Genomic DNA, 15346 nt, shown 5'->3' on the forward strand with positions numbered 1-15346 from the left:
GCCTCACCTGTTCACCGAATAGCAGTCGACCTGCGGCTCGCTCGGCAGCACGCCGGAAACGCCGATGACGAAACCAGGGGCGTCGAGCAGCGAGGCCCAATGCTCGCTCTTCTGGTCCAACTCCAGGCACAGCCGGTCGCCGTCATAAGGGATTTCGCGCGGCTGCGAATGCAGCGGCTTCAGCGGGATGCCGGGCAGGCGCGACTTCCACAGGCCCTCGAACTGGTCCGCCGCCCCGACCGTCGCCTGGTTGACGAAGATCTTGCGCAACGCGTCTTCCGACAGTTCGGAGCCGACGCGGATGACGATGCGGCTCGCGACAAGCAGCTTCGGATTGTCGATGCGCACCTTCCAGACATTGGTCGCATGCCGCATGACCGGCAGCGCGCGCGATTTCGGCTCGATGTAGCGCAGGCTGAGGATCAGCGAGCGCAAGGCGTCGGCAAGGGCCATGTAGGCCGGCCCGGGCGCCATGTGGTCGTAGGCGGGCAGCTCGCCGAGGCGGCGTGAGCTGGAGCCGTAGGTCGCCATTTCGCCGGCAAGGCCGGCAAGCTCGAGGTAAAGCTCGGCCGGATGGAAGACGTCCTGCGCCAGCATATGCGCAAGCCGCGGCTTGGCCGCGTTGGCAAGGTGGAGCATCAACAGGTCCTCGACGCTGCGGCCAGGGCCGCCCATCACCATCTTGCCATGCGCCTCGGCGATCTGGTCGAGGCCGGTGACGACCTCCTGCAGCAACTGTCGGTACCAGGCGACCGCGCCCGTGATCAGCGTCGGCGGCAGGAAGGTCTCGTCGAGCGAGACGCCGCCGTCGGCGCGAACGCCCTTGATGTCGGCGATCGGCAGCGCGGTGTAGCCGCCGACCGATTTGCCGGGCGCAAGCAGCACCGCTTGCGGCCGGGCGATCTCGATCTCTTCCGGGTCCGAGCCGCCCTGCACGGCATCGCGCACCGAGACGATCTTGCCGTGATAGCGCGCGCCGGTCGACGCCGCATGCGCCGGGTCGAAGCCGACGCCGCCTGGGGGCTCCAGGGGCAGTGCCACCAGCACCGGGCCCGCGCCGGTATCGGCCGTCACCGGCAATGGCTTCGGCGCGTCCATCAGCTCCGGGATGGCAAAGGGCGTGCCGTCCGGAAAAATACCCCGGGCGGACACGATCGACACCTGGCCGGCGTCGAGCAGCGACTGGTCGAGCGTCAGCTGCTGGAAGCCGAACGTGTGGAGCTGGCCGGCCTGCAACGCGCCGCGCACCATCGCCTCGAAGAATCGGTCCTGCTGCTGGAAATGCTGGGTCCTCAGAAAGAGACCCTCGGACCACAGCACCCTGTTTGCGTCGCTCATGCCGCTGCTCTCTGCACTGCCAACTGTTGTCGCGCCGTCAGGCGGAAATGCCGCCCTTGCCGAGCGAGACGTTGATGGTGAATTTCGACCCCGGCGAGACCGACTTGGTCGTGCGCCAGTTCCTGCCGCCAGGTTCGCGGATCAGCGCGACGAAGCCGAGCGCCGCCGCATTGGGCTCGACCGTGATGGTTTTGGCCGCCGTCTTGCCGGGCGCGACGGAGATCGTGTCGGATCCGAGGAGATCGGCGCCGAGCGCCGAGCCCGCATCGCCCTGCAGCGCGAAATAATCGGCCGAGTTGAACTTGCCGGTGCTGGCAAGCCGCATCACCAGCACGGTCACCGGCCTGTCGCCGCCGCCCGGTCCCGGATTCATGCCGGCGCCACCGGTCACGTTGACCGAGATGACCGATGGTTTCGGCGGGCCGCTCTGGCAAGCCGCAAGCAGCCCCGTCGCGCCGAGGGCAACGATGAATTCGCGTCGATCGATCATGTCCTACTCCTCTTCGTAAGCATCCCTGAAGTCCGCGCCGATCTCGCCCAGGAAGCTCGATTCCGCGCTTTGGGCGATGTCGCGATGGCGTTTCTGGTAAAGCTCCCACAGCTTGGCGTTGCGCCCGCCTGAAAGCAGGTTGCCGATCGCGGAATTGGATTTCAGCTCTTCCTCGATCGCCGCCGGATCGAAGCGGTCGATCATGCGCCGCAGCGCCGCCTGGACGCCGCGCCAGGCGCGCACGTGGTGCTGCGCGAGATCCTTCACCGCATCGGAGATCGCAGCTTCGCCCGAGAGAAAACCCGGGCTGCGTTCCGAGATGATGGTGACGATGACGTCCTCGACCGTCGGCAGGAATTTGAGCGGGTTGACTTCCGATGCGCCGACCATCGTCTGGGCGACGCGCGCGCTGCCCTTTTCCTCGGCGCGCTTGCGCAGGAGCTGCATCAGGCCGTCCAGCATCAGCCGGTACTCGCGCCCGAATTTTTCCATCTCGGCAATCGGATCGCGGCCGGGAAAATCCGCCTCCTCGACACCCATGCCGCGCAGGAAGGCGGCGCGCAGCGCCATGTCGCCCGGCGCAGGCTGAGATGCACGGGACTGCTTGGGCGCGGGAGCGCGGCGCGGCGAAGGAGGGGGCTCGGCAGCGTGCGCCGGCATATCCCAGGGATGAGCGGCCTGCTGCTTTTCGGCCGGCCGTTCGCCATGACCGGCCGGTTGAGCGGCGTTGGCAGAGACAGGCGCCGCGGCTGGCCCGAAGCCGAAATCGTCATCGAAGCCGGCCGGTTTCGGCGCGGACTCCGCCGTGTTGCCGCGCGACGGCATGTCGCCGAAGCCGAACGGATCCGACCGGCCAGCTCCGGCATCGTCGTTCGATTGAGGCGTCGCAACCGGGTCGAGGCTGAACGGGTCGTCGAAGGCGGGCGAGCTGCGCTGGTTGGAGGCGCGGTCATATGCGCCGGGCACGGGCTGCTCGAACGGGTCCGGCAGGTCGGCCGGACGCGGCCGCCGCGGCTCTTCCTGGACCTTGGCCGAAAAGAAGTCGTCGCCGCCGATATTGGGCGAGGGTCGCGGCTGCGGCGGCGACCAAGAGGGGGCGGATTGGTTGGCGACCTGGCCGACCGACGTCTGGCTCGATGGCTGAACCTCGACGTAGAGAACGTAATCGCCCAACCTCAGCCGCATGCCGCTTTGCAGCCGCGTCGATCTGCCGGCGCCGAGCGGGCTGTCGGAATCGTCGATGAACAGGCCGCTGCTCGACGTGTCGGTAACGAAGTAGCCGTCGCGGCCGCCGCTGATCTTGCAATGCGCGCGCGAGACGAACATGTCCGGGTCGTCGATCTGCCAGCCGGCATCGGCGCTGCGCCCGATCACCAGCTCGCCCTCGTCCAGCCGGGTCTGCCTGACCACTTGGGAGCGCGGACCTTGTTCGAGCGTCAGCAGCAGGCTCATCAGGCCGCCTCCGCCATTTCAGGCCGCCAGCCGACGATGGTGCGCAGCTTGAGATCGTCGGCGTCTCCCTTCTCGGCGGGGCGCGCAAGCCAGGAGGTTCTTCCGAGCTGGACGGTTCCGATCTTCGGTGGCGGCACGGCGTCGCGCGCAAGCACGATGCGCAAATCGACATCGAGCGCTTCGCCGATCATGTCGCGCACTGCTTTCTTGAAAAGGGCGAGGCGCCGTTGGCCGGGCAGGAACGACTTGAAGTCGTCGAGGCTGAGCGGGCCGACGCGCAATTCGATCCGGCTCTGGCGGCTGAAGACGCGCGGCCCGATCGTGGCCCCGCGCCCGAGTGCCGCATAGGCCTTGCCGACACGGCTCTGCAGCACCGCCGGTATGGTGATCCAGGACGCGACGAACTCCTTGATCTCGACCGGCACCTTGAAGGCCGTGGCAAGGAACAGCGTCAGCCGCTCCGCGCCGTCGACCTGGTTGGCCAGCGATCCGGCCTGGCGCAGCCGCACCGTGTCGATCTCGGGATCCTGGGTGCCGGGAAGGCCGATCCCGGACATTGCTTCCAGCATGGCGCGGACGCGCCCGCCGACCGAGCGCTCGACCTGCACCGCCGGATGCGCGTCCGCCCAGGCGCGGTAATAAAGCGCAATCATCCGGTGCTGCAGGATGTTGACGAAGTCGACGAAGGTCGTGTCGCTGGTCTGCTCCGCTTCGGCGCCGGTGAACCAGCGCTGCGACAGCCGGTCGAGCACCCAGCGCGTCAGATGCAGCGGCATCGGTCCTTCGGGTCCCAGCAGCCCCAGATTGGCGACGGTCACCCGCGCCGGCGCGTTTTCGCCCGCATCCTGGAATTTGACGACGTCCCTGGCCGAAAAGCTCAAGCGGACATGCTGGCCGAGCCGCGCCGGTTCGCGATTGGCCTGGCCGGAATAGCCGAACAGTCCGCCTCTCTGCTCCAGCCGGCGCAGCAGCTCGAAGAAGTCGAAGCTTTCCGACAGCGCCTCGATTCGGTCCGGGGCGGCCTCGCTCTGGGCGGGCCGCGCTAGATCAGGTAGCGATTGCCGGGCGTCATCGGCCATGGCACATCCTCCTGCTTCTGCAGCAGCCGCGTGCGGGTCCGCACGAAACCGTTTATTCCGGCATGCCGGGCAAACAGCCGCGCAAGCAGGGCCGAAAGCAAAAGCGTGCTTTGCCCTGCCAGCACCGACTGGTCGACATGCAGCGTCACTTCCGTGCCCCGCCCGAAGCACATCGGCCCGTCGATCTTGAGCCGCTCGATGACCGGGCGCGAGTCGATGCGGGTGATCGAATGCACGTTGCGCGCAAGGCTCGGATCGCCGCGATCGGCATAGAGGTCGAGCAGCGCATGCAGCGGATCGACGCCGCGGCCTTCCTTGGCGAGACTGAGGAAGTTGAGCGAGAGCTGCGCCACCAGCCGCCAGGCGAGATTGTCGGCGCGGGATTCGCCTTCGGCACCGGCCGGCAGTGAGGCCGGGATCGCCGGCTGCGGCGGCCGCAGCGCGCCGAGCAGCCTGACCGCTTCGACCGGGTCGGCCGTCTCCAGCGTCAGCGTCGGGGTGTCGTCCAGGATCGGCAGGTCGCGGTTTGTACAGAGCGCCATCACGTCGAGGCGCCTGAGCGGCCGGTTTGCCGGGCTACCAGCTGGGCGTGAGACCGCCAGGAACACGTCGTCGCCGGTGTAGGACGTGCGGGTCAGGCCCTCGCGCCGCTCGTCTTCGGTGGCCCGGCGAGGACGCCGCTCCGTCGAATAGACCCAGCCGCTGCCGCGGTTCTGCCCCAGGCTGAACAACTCGGGAATCTCGGCCTCGCTGCCTTCCGCATCGGCGTCTTCCACTCGGGTGACGCGAAAAATCTCGAAATCCCGCGCCCGGGTGCGGTCGGCATGCAGCACCTGCCGCGTCCTGCGCGGATCGATCTCGACGACGTTGCATTCGCGCTCGAAAAGATTGATGAGCGGCGTCACGAAGAGCTCGAAATCGGCCGGCGTCACATCGGCGAGCTCCGGCACCGGACGGCGGAACAGGAAGATGATCTCTATTCCTGCCTCGCATTTGCGCACCACCGGCTGCAGGCCGGCGACCCGCACATAGTGGAAGCGCTCCGGGATCATGAAATATTCGCGCAGCAGCCGGTAGCCTTCAAAGGTCGGGCGGGTCCGCGGCATCAGCGCCTCGTCGTCGCGGATGCCGGCCATTTCGGGCTCGGGCAGGGCGGTGAGTGGATTGATCTTTCCCTCCGCCCGCGCGCCGACGGCCGAGCAGGCGCCGAAGATCGCGTCGAAAAGCAGCGGCGCCTTGTTGCGACCGGCGAAATAAAGGTCGAGCCGGTCGAGCGACAGTTCGCTGAGCTTGCCCTTTCCGGTGCGCGCAAGCGCGATGCGCAGCGCTGCTTCGCCGCGCACGCCGCCGATCGGGCCGATGCCCGCTGCCGCCAGCCCGCTGCGGTCCTGGAAATAGCTGACCGAGGTGATCGCGATCGGCCACAGCGTGATCTCTTGCGCCGTGGTGAAGGTCGAGCGCGTCGACAGCCCCGGATGCAGGCTGGAGACCAGCCGCGTGCCGCGAGCGACGGCATGGCCGGCGATCATCGACTGCACCTGCTGTCCAGGCTTCAGCACGGCCATCGCCGTTGCCGGTGCCGGCGTGACCAGGTCGGGATAAAGCACATCGAGCACGGCGCGCGAGAAGCGCGATCGCTCCGCATCGACCTTCAGCCGCGTTCGCGCGGCAAGGAAGGCCACGCCGTCGAGCAGCCGTTCGACATAGGGGTCGGGGCAGGGAACCGTGTCGAGGGAAAGGTTGCGGGCGACCGCCGGATGCATGTCGGCGAATTCGGCGGCGAGCGCCCTGATATGCGTCAGTTCCTCTTCGTAATATTCCACGAAGACCCGATCCATCTCAGGTCTCCCGGAATTCGGTTCGCGCCAGGCCGTTGTCGAGATTGATCGTGGTGCGCAGCCGCATGCGTTCCGGCGTCGGCGTCATGATCAGCACGGCGTCGATCTCGATCTTCAGGCCGACGCTCTTGTCGCCGAGGGTGACGTTGACCGTCGTCGCGCTCTCCTTGAGACGCGGCTCGAAAGTGGCGAGCACGGCGCGGATCTCGCGCGCCAGAGTATCGCGGTCGAAATCCCGTGAGGAACGGCCGGAGAAGGACGGCACGCCGTAGTTGACCACGCTGCGCCGCACTTCCGGGAAATCGGCGAGCGACGGCAGTTCGTCCAACGGCTGCTCGTGCTCGGCATCGGAAAGCATCGGCACGGATTCAAAACGTTCGGTGTTGAACAGGGCCTCGATGTCGCGCCGGACGGCTTCCCTCAGCACCCGCGCCGACACCACCACGCCGCGGCTTTCGATCTCGGCGCGGTGTTCGGTCTGGAAGACCAGGCGGTGCAGACGCCGCTTCTGGTCGGGGGTGAGGTCCGCGTCGGCATCGATGGCGCGCGCGCTGCCGGCAAGAAGAGCCTCGACGCGCTCGGCGCCGAGTTCCTCTTCCAGCAGACGCCGCAGCCCGTCGATTTCCGACGTCAGCCCGGGCAGGTCGTTGACGAGGCGGTCCCAGAGGGAGGGCTGGACCGCCTCGCGCTTTGCCCGCGAACTGCCGGCAAGCTGCGCCTTCGCGCCGGGCCGCCTGGCCTCACTTGCCGACATAGACATCCATTTCGATCTCGTCGTCCTTGTCGTAGACGAACTTGATCTTCTTGTAGGCGAAGCTGACTTCTTCCTCGATCAGGTCGGCCTCGTCATTGGCCTGCCGCATGTCGTATTCCATGATCGAGGCGTCTGTGAGCGTCACCACCAGATAGTCGCTGGTCTCGCCGTCGATGGTGCGGCGTGCCGAGAACACCACCTCGTCGAGCGCCTTGTTCTCGAACAGCGCCTTCTTCAGGTAGGGAGACGACTTGTCGTAGTGCTTGGTGAATTTGATCATCCCCATCGACACGCGACCGCGCCGCGACAGCGAATTGGGGTCGTAGGGCGCGATCATCTTGTAGTCGACGCCATGGATCTCGATCTCGTCTTCATGGCCGTCGCGCTTGCTCGGGCCCTTGATGTCCGGGACTTTCAAAAAACCATCGATCTTCATTGTAGGCCCATCCGTTCTCACTGTTGTCGGCATTGTCTTTCTCCACCGCTTTCAAACGAAACAAGATGACTATGCTTGCGATTTCAGCCCTTCACTGACGGCAGTTCCGACACCAGCCGGAGCGAGGCATTGATACCTTCCAGCTGGTAGTGCGGACGCAGGTAGAAACGGGCATTGTAGTAACCGGGCCGGCCTTCGACGCTGTCGACCTGGACCTCGGCCGCGGCAAGCGGGCGCTTGGCGCGCGCCTTGTCGTCGGCAAAGGCTGGATTGGCCAGCACGTACCGGTTGATCCATTCGGTCAACCAGATCTCCATGTCGGTGCGTTCCTTGAACGAGCCGATCTTGTCGCGCGCGATCGCCTTCAGGTAGTGCGCGAAGCGCGAGACCGGGAAAAGATAGGGCAGGTTGGCGCTGAGCCGCTCGTTCGACTGCGCGTCGGGGTCGACCAGGCGGCCGGCGCGGGTTTCGTCGTCCTGCAGCGAATGGGCGCCGATGAAGGCCGCGAGGTCGGTGTTCTTGCGGTGCAGGATCGGCATCAGGCCGAGCTTGGCCAGTTCCGCCTCGCGCCGGTCGTCGATGGCGACCTCGGTCGGGCATTTCATCGCGATCGACCCGTCGTCGGTCGGGAAGGCGTGCACCGGCAGGTTGAGCACCGTGCCGCCATTTTCGACGCCGCGGATCTGCGTGCCCCAGCCATAGAGCTTGTGGCTGCGGTTGATGTTCACGCCCATCGGGAAGGCGGCGTTCATCCAGACATATTTGTTGTGGTCGCCCCCCACCTCTTCCTCGAAGGTGAAGCCCTTCACCGGAACGGTCTCCGAGCCGTAGGGCAGCCGTGCCAGCACGCGCGGCATGGTGAGGCCGATATAGCGGGCGTCCTCGCTTTCGCGCAGCGACTGCCATGAGGCGTAGGCCGGGTTGTTGACGATCATCTGCAGGTCCTGCGGGTTGGGCAGTTCCTGCCAGCTGTCCATGCGGAACAGGCGCGGCGAGGCGGCGGCGATGAAGGGCGTGTGTGCCGAGGCGCAGACGCCCGAAATGTTGCGCAGCAGGCCGACGTCGCGCGGATGGTTCGAGAATTCGTAGGCGCCGATGATGCAGCCGATCGGCTCGCCGCCCAGCATCGAATACTCGTCCGTGTAGACCTTCTTGAAGATCGGGCTCTGGTCCCACATCTGGCCTTCATAGTCTTCGAGCGTGTCGGCCAGCTGTTCCTTGGAGATGTTCATCACCCGGATCTTGAGCTTGGTATCCGTCTCGGTGTTGTTGACGAGATACCAGAGGCCGCGCCAGGTGCCTTCCATCTCGCGCACTTCCGGCGCGTGCAGGATCTCGTTGACCTGCGTCGTCAGCATCTTGTCGATGCCGGCGATCAGCGACTTGATCGACTTGATCGCGTTGGACGAGATGGTGGTGGTCTCGGAGCGCGACTGCGCGGCTAGAGCCAGGTTGCGCACCAGCTGCTGCAGCTTTTCGCTGTCGTCCTTCTTGACCTTGAAATCCTTCTCCAGGAGTCCGCTGAATTCGCCGAGGTCTATCGCTTCCGCCTCGGCGGTGGCGGCTGCGGTCTTTTGCTGTTCAGCCATGACTTACTCCTCGCCCTTGCCGTCGGATATCGCCTGGCTGGCGATCTTGCTCAGCAGCGGCTCGTTGTTGAGAAGCTGCGCGATGCGCTTTTCAGCGTCGACGCGGCCATCCATGAAGCCGAGCAGCTCCTCGAGCTGACGGCGCATCTTCAGGATCTCGGCCAGTTGCGGGACCTGTTCGGCGATCTTGTCCGGCGCGAAATCGCCTATCTTCGAGAAGGTGAGGTCGACCGCGAGCTCCTCGTCGCGTTCGGCGCCTTCGGCTTGCGGCAGCGTGTTCTTCACCCGCGCCTTCACCCGCGGCCCCATGGCCTCCATGAATTTCGGGAAGCGGTTGGCGTCGGTTTCGACGAAGTTGCGGTCGAGCACCGACTTCACCGCTTCCCTGGTCTGTGAAGCGCCGGAAAGATCGGCCATGACGGCCATGACGAACGGCAGTTCGATCGTTGTCGGGCTGCCGTAGGTTTCGACGTCGTAGGCGATCTGCACGCGCGGCGCGCGGTTTCTTTCGATGACCTTCGCTTTGCTCTCTGCTGGCATGCTTGTTACCTTTCATCCTTCTGGGCCGGCTTCTTGGGATCGGGGACACCGGCAAGCAGCCGGAATTCCTTCAGCCCCGACGGGGCGAGATCTTCCATCAGTTCCACGAAATCCATGTGCACCATGCGGCGCACGCGGCGGGCGAGGTGCGGTATCGGGCTCGACGGCTCGGTGCGGTCATAGAAGGCGACGACGAGGTCGAGGCATTTGACGACGTCGTCGCGCGAGGTGATCCGGTCGGGCAGCCCGACACCCGGTTCCGCATGGCCGCTTGCCATCGTTTCGGCTCCCGTCGCTTCGGCCCCTTCCGCTCGATGACCGTTTCGGGCCGGCGTCGCCGCTTCCGCCTGCTGCTGGGCCGGCTTTGCCGCCCCGTTCGCCGCTGCGCCGGCAGCCGAATTCCGCTCCAGCGTCGTCAGCAAACGCTGCAGGAACCGTTTCAATTCCGGGATGGTGGGGCCATTGCCTTCGATGCGCTTGTTGAGAGCGGCGTCGACCTCGTCGAGGGCGGCGATCACCGCGCGGGCGTCGGCGAGCAGCGAGGTCATCACCTCGCCGGCCTGGTCGATCTGTGCCGCGCAGCCGCTGCGCACCCGGTTCAGGAGCTGGCTGTGAGCAGTCGCCAGCGCCGCCTTTTCGGCGGCGCCCAGCCCGGAAGCCGCTTCCTGCAGCATGACGCGCTCGTCGAGCGCGCCCTGTTCCAGGTCGCGTCCGCTGATCGGCCCGACCTGGCGGGGCGAAAAGAAGATCGTCTCGCGCAGGTTCGCCAGCAGGCCTTCCTGGCCGTTTTGGAGATCGAGGAGCGCGTTGACGCGGCGCAAGGCGGCGTCGCGCGGCATCGCGTTCGCCCGCAACGCCGGATGCATGGTGTCCCAGTATTGGTCGAAGGTCCTCGCGATCAGCGTCAGGCCCTGGGCGAGGCCGGCCAGCCTTTCCTCGTTGGCCAAGGCGCGCGCGACGATGACCAAAAGGCGCAGATCCCGGCCGCGGGGGCGAAGCTCTTCCGCCTTGTCGAGGACTGCCGCCCAGTCAACCGGGCTGGATTGCGAGGTTGGCTTGTTGTTGCCGTCGTGGACGACCTTGATCTGGGGCTCGGCCAGGCGCTCCAGCTCGTGAAAGGCCGGGTCGTTGCGCAAGTCCTCTCCCGACGGATTCTCACCGTTCAGAGGATTCAGCCAGAGTGCGAGATCAATCACACTAACCCCCAGCCAGCGGCCCTGAGACCCCTATGTGACGCGACGTTATCACACGGTCTTACTCTACCACAATTGAGCAGCCGCTCAAAAACTAACGGAAGCTAAACGCGACCGCTTTCTTTCGGCGAAACCCATTGCGCGATTGCCGGGCCGGGTATGTGAAATGGCTCGCATAGCCCGCATAGCAATCCGGTGTTTGTTGCACGACATTGCAGAGCTTGTGTAACCGGGCGGTGCCGCCCGGATGGATCCAGACACCTTATCCGTCACACGGCTTTGTCAAGCAGCGGCTTATATGGCAGGGTACGGTCGGCAGATTGCGGGAGCAGGTTCGATGGAACAGCGCCGGTCATCGCAGAGCTTCAAGCGTAAGGAACTGGTCGCCAAGCTCAACGCCACGGGGGTGCGCGCCTTCAAGGCCGCGGCCGACACGGCCAAGCTGCGCGGCAATCCTTATGTCGAGCTCGTCCATTTCATCCAGCAACTGGTGCTGTCCGAGCGCTCGGACGTGCAGATAATCATCGCCGATGCCGGGCTGGACGTCAGCCGGCTGACGGCCGACATGACCCGGGCCATCGACAAGCTGCCCTATGGAGCGACCTCGGTCGAGGAATTCTCGGACCACATCTTCCACGCCATCCAGGAAGGCTGGAGCCTGGCGACGCTGGAATTCGGCGTTGAAGAGGTGCGCAGCGCCCATGTCCTGCTTGCCTGCCTGAAGACGCCGGTGCTGGAAGGCCTGGTGTCAAAGATCAGCGCCGAGTTCGACAAGATCGACGCCGACGGGGTCATTTCGCGCTTCGCCGATGTCACCGAGGGCTCTTTGGAAGCCGGCTCACTTCCTGCCGCGGCCCGCGACGAGACGCCAATGAAACGCGGCCCGGGCGGGGATTCGGCGCTGGCGAAATACGCCACCGACCTCACCCAGCGCGCCCGCGACGGCAAGATCGATCCGGTCGTCGGCCGCGATCCGGAGATCCGGCAGATCGTCGACATCCTGATGCGACGCCGGCAAAACAACCCGATCCTGACCGGCGAAGCCGGCGTCGGCAAGACGGCGGTCGTCGAGGGCTTTGCGCTCCGCATCGCCCAGGGCGACGTGCCGCCGACGCTTGAGAATGTCAGCGTGCGCATGCTCGATGTCGGCCTGATGCAGGCGGGCGCCAGCGTCAAGGGCGAGTTCGAGAAGCGCCTGAAAGCGGTCATCGACGAGGTCCAGGCTTCCGAGACGCCGATCATCCTGTTCATCGACGAGGCGCACACCCTGATCGGCGCCGGGGGTGCCGCGGGCACCGGCGACGCGGCCAATCTCTTGAAGCCCGCCCTGGCGCGCGGCGAGCTGCGCACCGTCGCCGCCACGACCTGGGCCGAATACAAGCAGCATATCGAGAAGGACCCGGCGCTGACCCGCCGCTTCCAGGTGGTCAAGATCGAGGAGCCGTCGGAAGCGGTGGCCGTGCTGATGCTGCGCGGCGTCGCGGGCGTGCTGGAGCAGCACCACAAGGTGCAGATCCTGGACGAGGCGATCGAGGCGGCGGTCGCGCTGTCGCACCGCTACATCCCTGCGCGGCAATTGCCGGACAAAGCGGTCAGCCTGCTCGACACGGCCTGCGCCCGCGTCGCTATCTCGCAACATGCGACGCCCGCCGAGGTCGAGGACATTCTGCGCCGCCGCCAGGCACTGGAGGTCGAGAGCGGCATCATCGGCCGCGAGGCGGCGATCGGCATCGACGTTACCGACAGGCAGGCTCGTGTCGATGTCGGGCTGGCCGAAACCGAGACGACTTTAGCCGCCGCCCAGGCGCGCTGGGATCGCGAAAAGGCGCTGGTGGGCGAAATCCTCGACCTGCGTGCCAAACTGCGCGGCGAGGGCGTGCCGCTCGATGCGGCGGCCGAGGAGGGCGCTGCGGAACCGGAGAGCGCCGACACAGCAGCAAAGGCGCCTGAGCAAAAGCCGGCCGAGAGTAAGGCTGCCGAGACCAAGCCTCAGAAGGCCAAGGCCTCGAAAGCCAAGGGCTCCAAGGCTGCGAAGGCCGAAGCGGCTTCCGCTGAGCCGCCGGATGAAGCCGCCGCCGACCTCGCACGGCTCCGCGAACTGATGGCGGAACTTGCCGCGGCGCAGGGCGAGACGCCGCTGATCCTGCCGTCGGTCGACCGCAATGCGGTCGCCGCCGTGGTACAGGACTGGACCGGCATCCCGACGGGACGGATGCTGTCAAGCCAGACCGAAAAGGCGCTCAGGCTCGCTGCGACCCTGTCCGAGCGCGTGGTCGGACAGGATCACGCGATGGAGATGATCGCCAAACGCGTCCAGACCAGCCGCGCCGGCCTCGGCGCGCCGGAAAAGCCGGTCGGCGTGTTCCTGCTCTGCGGCCCGTCCGGCGTCGGCAAGACCGAGACTGCGCTGGCGCTCGCCGAGACGCTCTATGGCGGCGAGCAGAACCTGATTTCGATCAACATGTCTGAATTCCAGGAGGCGCATACCGTCTCGACGCTGAAGGGCGCGCCGCCCGGCTATGTCGGCTACGGCAAGGGCGGCATCCTGACCGAGGCGGTGCGCCGCAAACCCTATTCGGTGATCCTGCTCGACGAGGTCGAGAAGGCGCATCCGGACGTGCACGAGATATTCTTCCAGGTCTTCGACAAGGGCATGATGGACGACAGCGAGGGCCGGCGCATCGACTTCAAGAACACGCTGATCCTGCTCACCTCGAATGTCGGCTCCGATGTCATCATGGACCGCACCAAGAACGGTACGGTGCGCACCGGCATCGACGATCTCGACGCGGCCCTGCGCGCGCCGCTGCTGAAAGTGTTCCCGGCCGCCTTCCTCGGCCGGGTCGTCACCATACCCTACTATCCGCTGTCGGATGCGATGATCGAGGCGATCGCCCGGCATCAGTTCGGCAAGATCGCGCGGCGGCTCAAGGCAACCAACGATGCCGAGCTGGTCATCGGCGACGGCGTTATGGACCTGGTCAAGGCGCGCTGCACCGAGATCGAATCCGGCGGCCGCATGATCGACGCCATCCTCACCAACACGCTGCTGCCGGAGCTCAGCCGCGGCGTGCTCAACCGCTCGCTCGAGGGCGCGAAGATGACGAAGGTCACCGTCGGCGCGTCCAAGGAAGGCTTCACCTATTCCTTCGAGTAGCTGGGCATGGGGCGTAAAAAATTCGGCGCCATGTCACATGGGCGGATGCCTCGCTCGTCTTGAGGTCGGAACCAAGGAAAGGAACCGACCATGACTGCCAGACTTGACCCCCTTGCCGCCGCGCCTTCGCTGATGAGGGAGTGGCAGCGCGCCTCTTTAGCCATCGCCTCCAGCCTCGATCCGGCTCTCGCCGAGCTCATCGAGATCCGCTCCTCCCAGATCAACGGCTGCGCCAACTGCATCAATATGCACACCACCTATGCCCGCGAACGTGGAGAGACCGAGCAGCGTGTCTACCTGCTGGCGGCTTGGCGCGAGGCGCCATGCTATACCGATCGCGAGCGCGCAGCGCTTGGCTGGACCGAGGCACTGACGCGGATCAGCGAAGGCCACACGCATGAGGCGGCCTATGAAGCGCTGAAGGACCATTTCACCGAGGAGGAGCGCGTGAAGCTCACCCTGATGATCAACATCATCAACGGCTGGAATCGTATCGCTGTCGGCTTCGGCGGCTTTGTCGATCCGGCGGCGGTGAAGGCGGCCAATGCAAAGGCCTCCAACAGGGCGGCCGCCGCTTGATGGCGGAGCCAACATCCGAGGGTGCTGCGGCGGCATTCGAGCCGCTGCGCCCGAAGCTCATGCGGGTCGCCTACCGCATGCTGGGCTCGGTGGCCGATGCCGAGGACATGGTGCAGGAGGCCTTCATCCGCTGGATGAGGGCCGACCGCGCCGAGGTGCGCGAGCCGGAGGCTTTCCTGCGCCGCACCGTCACGCGCCTCTGTCTCGACCAGCTCAAATCCGCCCGCCGCCAGCGCGAGACCTATGTCGGCTCCTGGCTTCCCGATCCGGTCGTCGAAGAGGACGAACCGGACGACGTCACCTTGCCGTTGATGCTGGCACTGGAGCGCCTGTCGCCGCTCGAGCGGGCGGCCTTCCTGCTGCACGACGTGTTCGGGCTGCAGTTCGAGGAGATCGCGGCTGAGATCGAGCGCGACCCAGCCGCCTGCCGCCAGCTCGCCGCCCGTGCCCGCAGCCATGTTCGCGAGGCGCGGCCGCGTTTCAAGGTCGAGAAGGAGCGCGGGCTCGAGCTTGCCGAAGCCTTTTTCAATGCCTCGCGCAACGGCGACATGAAGGCGCTGGGCGCGATGCTGAGCGCCGATGTCAGCGCTCACGCCGACGGCGGCGGCAAGCGTCCGGCGGCAATTGCGCCGGTCTTCGGCTACGATGCGGTGATGAAGCAATACGAGACCGTTCTCGCTTGGCTCAAGGACAATCGCTCGCAGCTGGTCCGCTTTGGCTTCATCAATGGATTGCCCGGCTTCGTCACGCTCGAGGCCGATGGCGAGCTCCAGACGACCGCGCTGGACATCGAGGACGGCAAGATCGCGGCGATCTATGTGATGCGCAATCCCGACAAGCTGCGGCACCTGCATTAGCAATCACACGCAGGGAAGCTCCACCTGCAAGGCCGCCGACGGAA

13 protein-coding genes are annotated in these 15346 nt (G+C 66.0%); 3 read left to right on the forward strand and 10 right to left on the reverse strand.

The genetic code is table 11. The features are described from left to right. Window positions 1-3: 3 nt before the first annotated feature. The 10 genes from tssK to tssA all read right to left on the reverse strand — a co-directional run bounded on the left by tssK (window position 4) and on the right by tssA (window position 10712). Complete coding sequence (tssK, locus tag RFN30_RS00295; RefSeq protein ID WP_127425877.1) at window positions 4-1338, reverse strand: type VI secretion system baseplate subunit TssK; 1335 nt, start codon at window positions 1336-1338, stop codon at window positions 4-6. 37 nt (window positions 1339-1375) lie between these two features. Further along, a complete protein-coding gene (tssJ, locus tag RFN30_RS00300) occupies window positions 1376-1828 on the reverse strand; it encodes a type VI secretion system lipoprotein TssJ (RefSeq protein ID WP_127425876.1) in 453 nt (150 codons plus the stop codon). Between the two features lie 3 nt (window positions 1829-1831). After that, the gene (gene tagH, locus RFN30_RS00305) at window positions 1832-3280 is read right to left on the reverse strand and encodes a type VI secretion system-associated FHA domain protein TagH (protein WP_320260146.1); all 1449 of its coding nucleotides are present in this window, start codon (window positions 3278-3280) and stop codon (window positions 1832-1834) included. Further along, window positions 3280-4359 carry a type VI secretion system baseplate subunit TssG gene (gene tssG / locus RFN30_RS00310; RefSeq protein ID WP_320260147.1) on the reverse strand — a complete coding sequence of 360 codons (1080 nt, stop codon included), beginning with the start codon at window positions 4357-4359 and terminating at the stop codon, window positions 3280-3282. The genes tagH and tssG overlap by 1 nt, the downstream gene beginning before the upstream one ends. Next, on the reverse strand, window positions 4323-6197 hold the full coding sequence (gene tssF / locus RFN30_RS00315; RefSeq protein WP_320260148.1) for a type VI secretion system baseplate subunit TssF: 1875 nt from the start codon (window positions 6195-6197) through the stop codon (window positions 4323-4325). Before tssF ends, tssG begins: the two co-directional genes overlap by 37 nt. Window position 6198: 1 nt before the next feature. Then, entirely contained in the window at window positions 6199-6951 is a 753-nt protein-coding gene (gene tssE, locus RFN30_RS00320; RefSeq protein ID WP_320260149.1) for a type VI secretion system baseplate subunit TssE, read from the reverse strand. Then, window positions 6938-7387, reverse strand: coding sequence for an Hcp family type VI secretion system effector (locus RFN30_RS00325; RefSeq protein WP_188131293.1), 450 nt, complete (start codon window positions 7385-7387; stop codon window positions 6938-6940). The genes tssE and RFN30_RS00325 overlap by 14 nt, the downstream gene beginning before the upstream one ends. 83 nt (window positions 7388-7470) lie before the next feature. Then, window positions 7471-8976 (reverse strand): type VI secretion system contractile sheath large subunit, encoded by a 1506-nt coding sequence (tssC, locus tag RFN30_RS00330; protein WP_320260150.1) that lies wholly within the window; start codon window positions 8974-8976, stop codon window positions 7471-7473. A gap of 3 nt (window positions 8977-8979) precedes the next feature. After that, window positions 8980-9516: a type VI secretion system contractile sheath small subunit gene (gene tssB / locus RFN30_RS00335; protein ID WP_320260151.1), complete on the reverse strand. Its 537-nt coding sequence runs from the start codon at window positions 9514-9516 to the stop codon at window positions 8980-8982. Between the two features lie 5 nt (window positions 9517-9521). Beyond that, complete coding sequence (gene tssA, locus RFN30_RS00340; protein WP_320260152.1) at window positions 9522-10712, reverse strand: type VI secretion system protein TssA; 1191 nt, start codon at window positions 10710-10712, stop codon at window positions 9522-9524. Window positions 10713-11046: 334 nt separating this feature from the next. Between tssA and tssH the strand changes: the two genes are divergently transcribed. The 3 genes from tssH (at window position 11047) to RFN30_RS00355 (ending at window position 15302) form a co-directional block, all read left to right on the forward strand. Then, entirely contained in the window at window positions 11047-13866 is a 2820-nt protein-coding gene (gene tssH / locus RFN30_RS00345; RefSeq protein WP_320260153.1) for a type VI secretion system ATPase TssH, read from the forward strand. Between the two features lie 90 nt (window positions 13867-13956). Further along, a complete protein-coding gene (locus RFN30_RS00350) occupies window positions 13957-14445 on the forward strand; it encodes a carboxymuconolactone decarboxylase family protein (RefSeq protein ID WP_320260154.1) in 489 nt (162 codons plus the stop codon). Continuing rightward, window positions 14445-15302, forward strand: coding sequence for a sigma-70 family RNA polymerase sigma factor (locus tag RFN30_RS00355; RefSeq protein ID WP_320260155.1), 858 nt, complete (start codon window positions 14445-14447; stop codon window positions 15300-15302). The genes RFN30_RS00350 and RFN30_RS00355 overlap by 1 nt, the downstream gene beginning before the upstream one ends. The last annotated feature ends 44 nt before the right edge of the window (window positions 15303-15346 follow it).

The organism is Mesorhizobium dulcispinae (assembly GCF_033977345.1).
Classification (GTDB): domain Bacteria; phylum Pseudomonadota; class Alphaproteobacteria; order Rhizobiales; family Rhizobiaceae; genus Mesorhizobium; species Mesorhizobium dulcispinae.

Coding starts and splice junctions, on each gene's coding strand:
- tssK (WP_127425877.1), bottom strand. CDS start 1,338: ATGAGCGACGCAAACAGGGTGCTGTGGTCCGAGGGTCTCTTTCTGAGG.
- tssJ (WP_127425876.1), bottom strand. CDS start 1,828: ATGATCGATCGACGCGAATTCATCGTTGCCCTCGGCGCGACGGGGCTG.
- tagH (WP_320260146.1), bottom strand. CDS start 3,280: ATGAGCCTGCTGCTGACGCTCGAACAAGGTCCGCGCTCCCAAGTGGTC.
- tssG (WP_320260147.1), bottom strand. CDS start 4,359: ATGGCCGATGACGCCCGGCAATCGCTACCTGATCTAGCGCGGCCCGCC.
- tssF (WP_320260148.1), bottom strand. CDS start 6,197: ATGGATCGGGTCTTCGTGGAATATTACGAAGAGGAACTGACGCATATC.
- tssE (WP_320260149.1), bottom strand. CDS start 6,951: ATGTCGGCAAGTGAGGCCAGGCGGCCCGGCGCGAAGGCGCAGCTTGCC.
- RFN30_RS00325 (WP_188131293.1), bottom strand. CDS start 7,387: ATGAAGATCGATGGTTTTTTGAAAGTCCCGGACATCAAGGGCCCGAGC.
- tssC (WP_320260150.1), bottom strand. CDS start 8,976: ATGGCTGAACAGCAAAAGACCGCAGCCGCCACCGCCGAGGCGGAAGCG.
- tssB (WP_320260151.1), bottom strand. CDS start 9,516: ATGCCAGCAGAGAGCAAAGCGAAGGTCATCGAAAGAAACCGCGCGCCG.
- tssH (WP_320260153.1), top strand. CDS start 11,047: ATGGAACAGCGCCGGTCATCGCAGAGCTTCAAGCGTAAGGAACTGGTC.
- RFN30_RS00350 (WP_320260154.1), top strand. CDS start 13,957: ATGACTGCCAGACTTGACCCCCTTGCCGCCGCGCCTTCGCTGATGAGG.
- RFN30_RS00355 (WP_320260155.1), top strand. CDS start 14,445: ATGGCGGAGCCAACATCCGAGGGTGCTGCGGCGGCATTCGAGCCGCTG.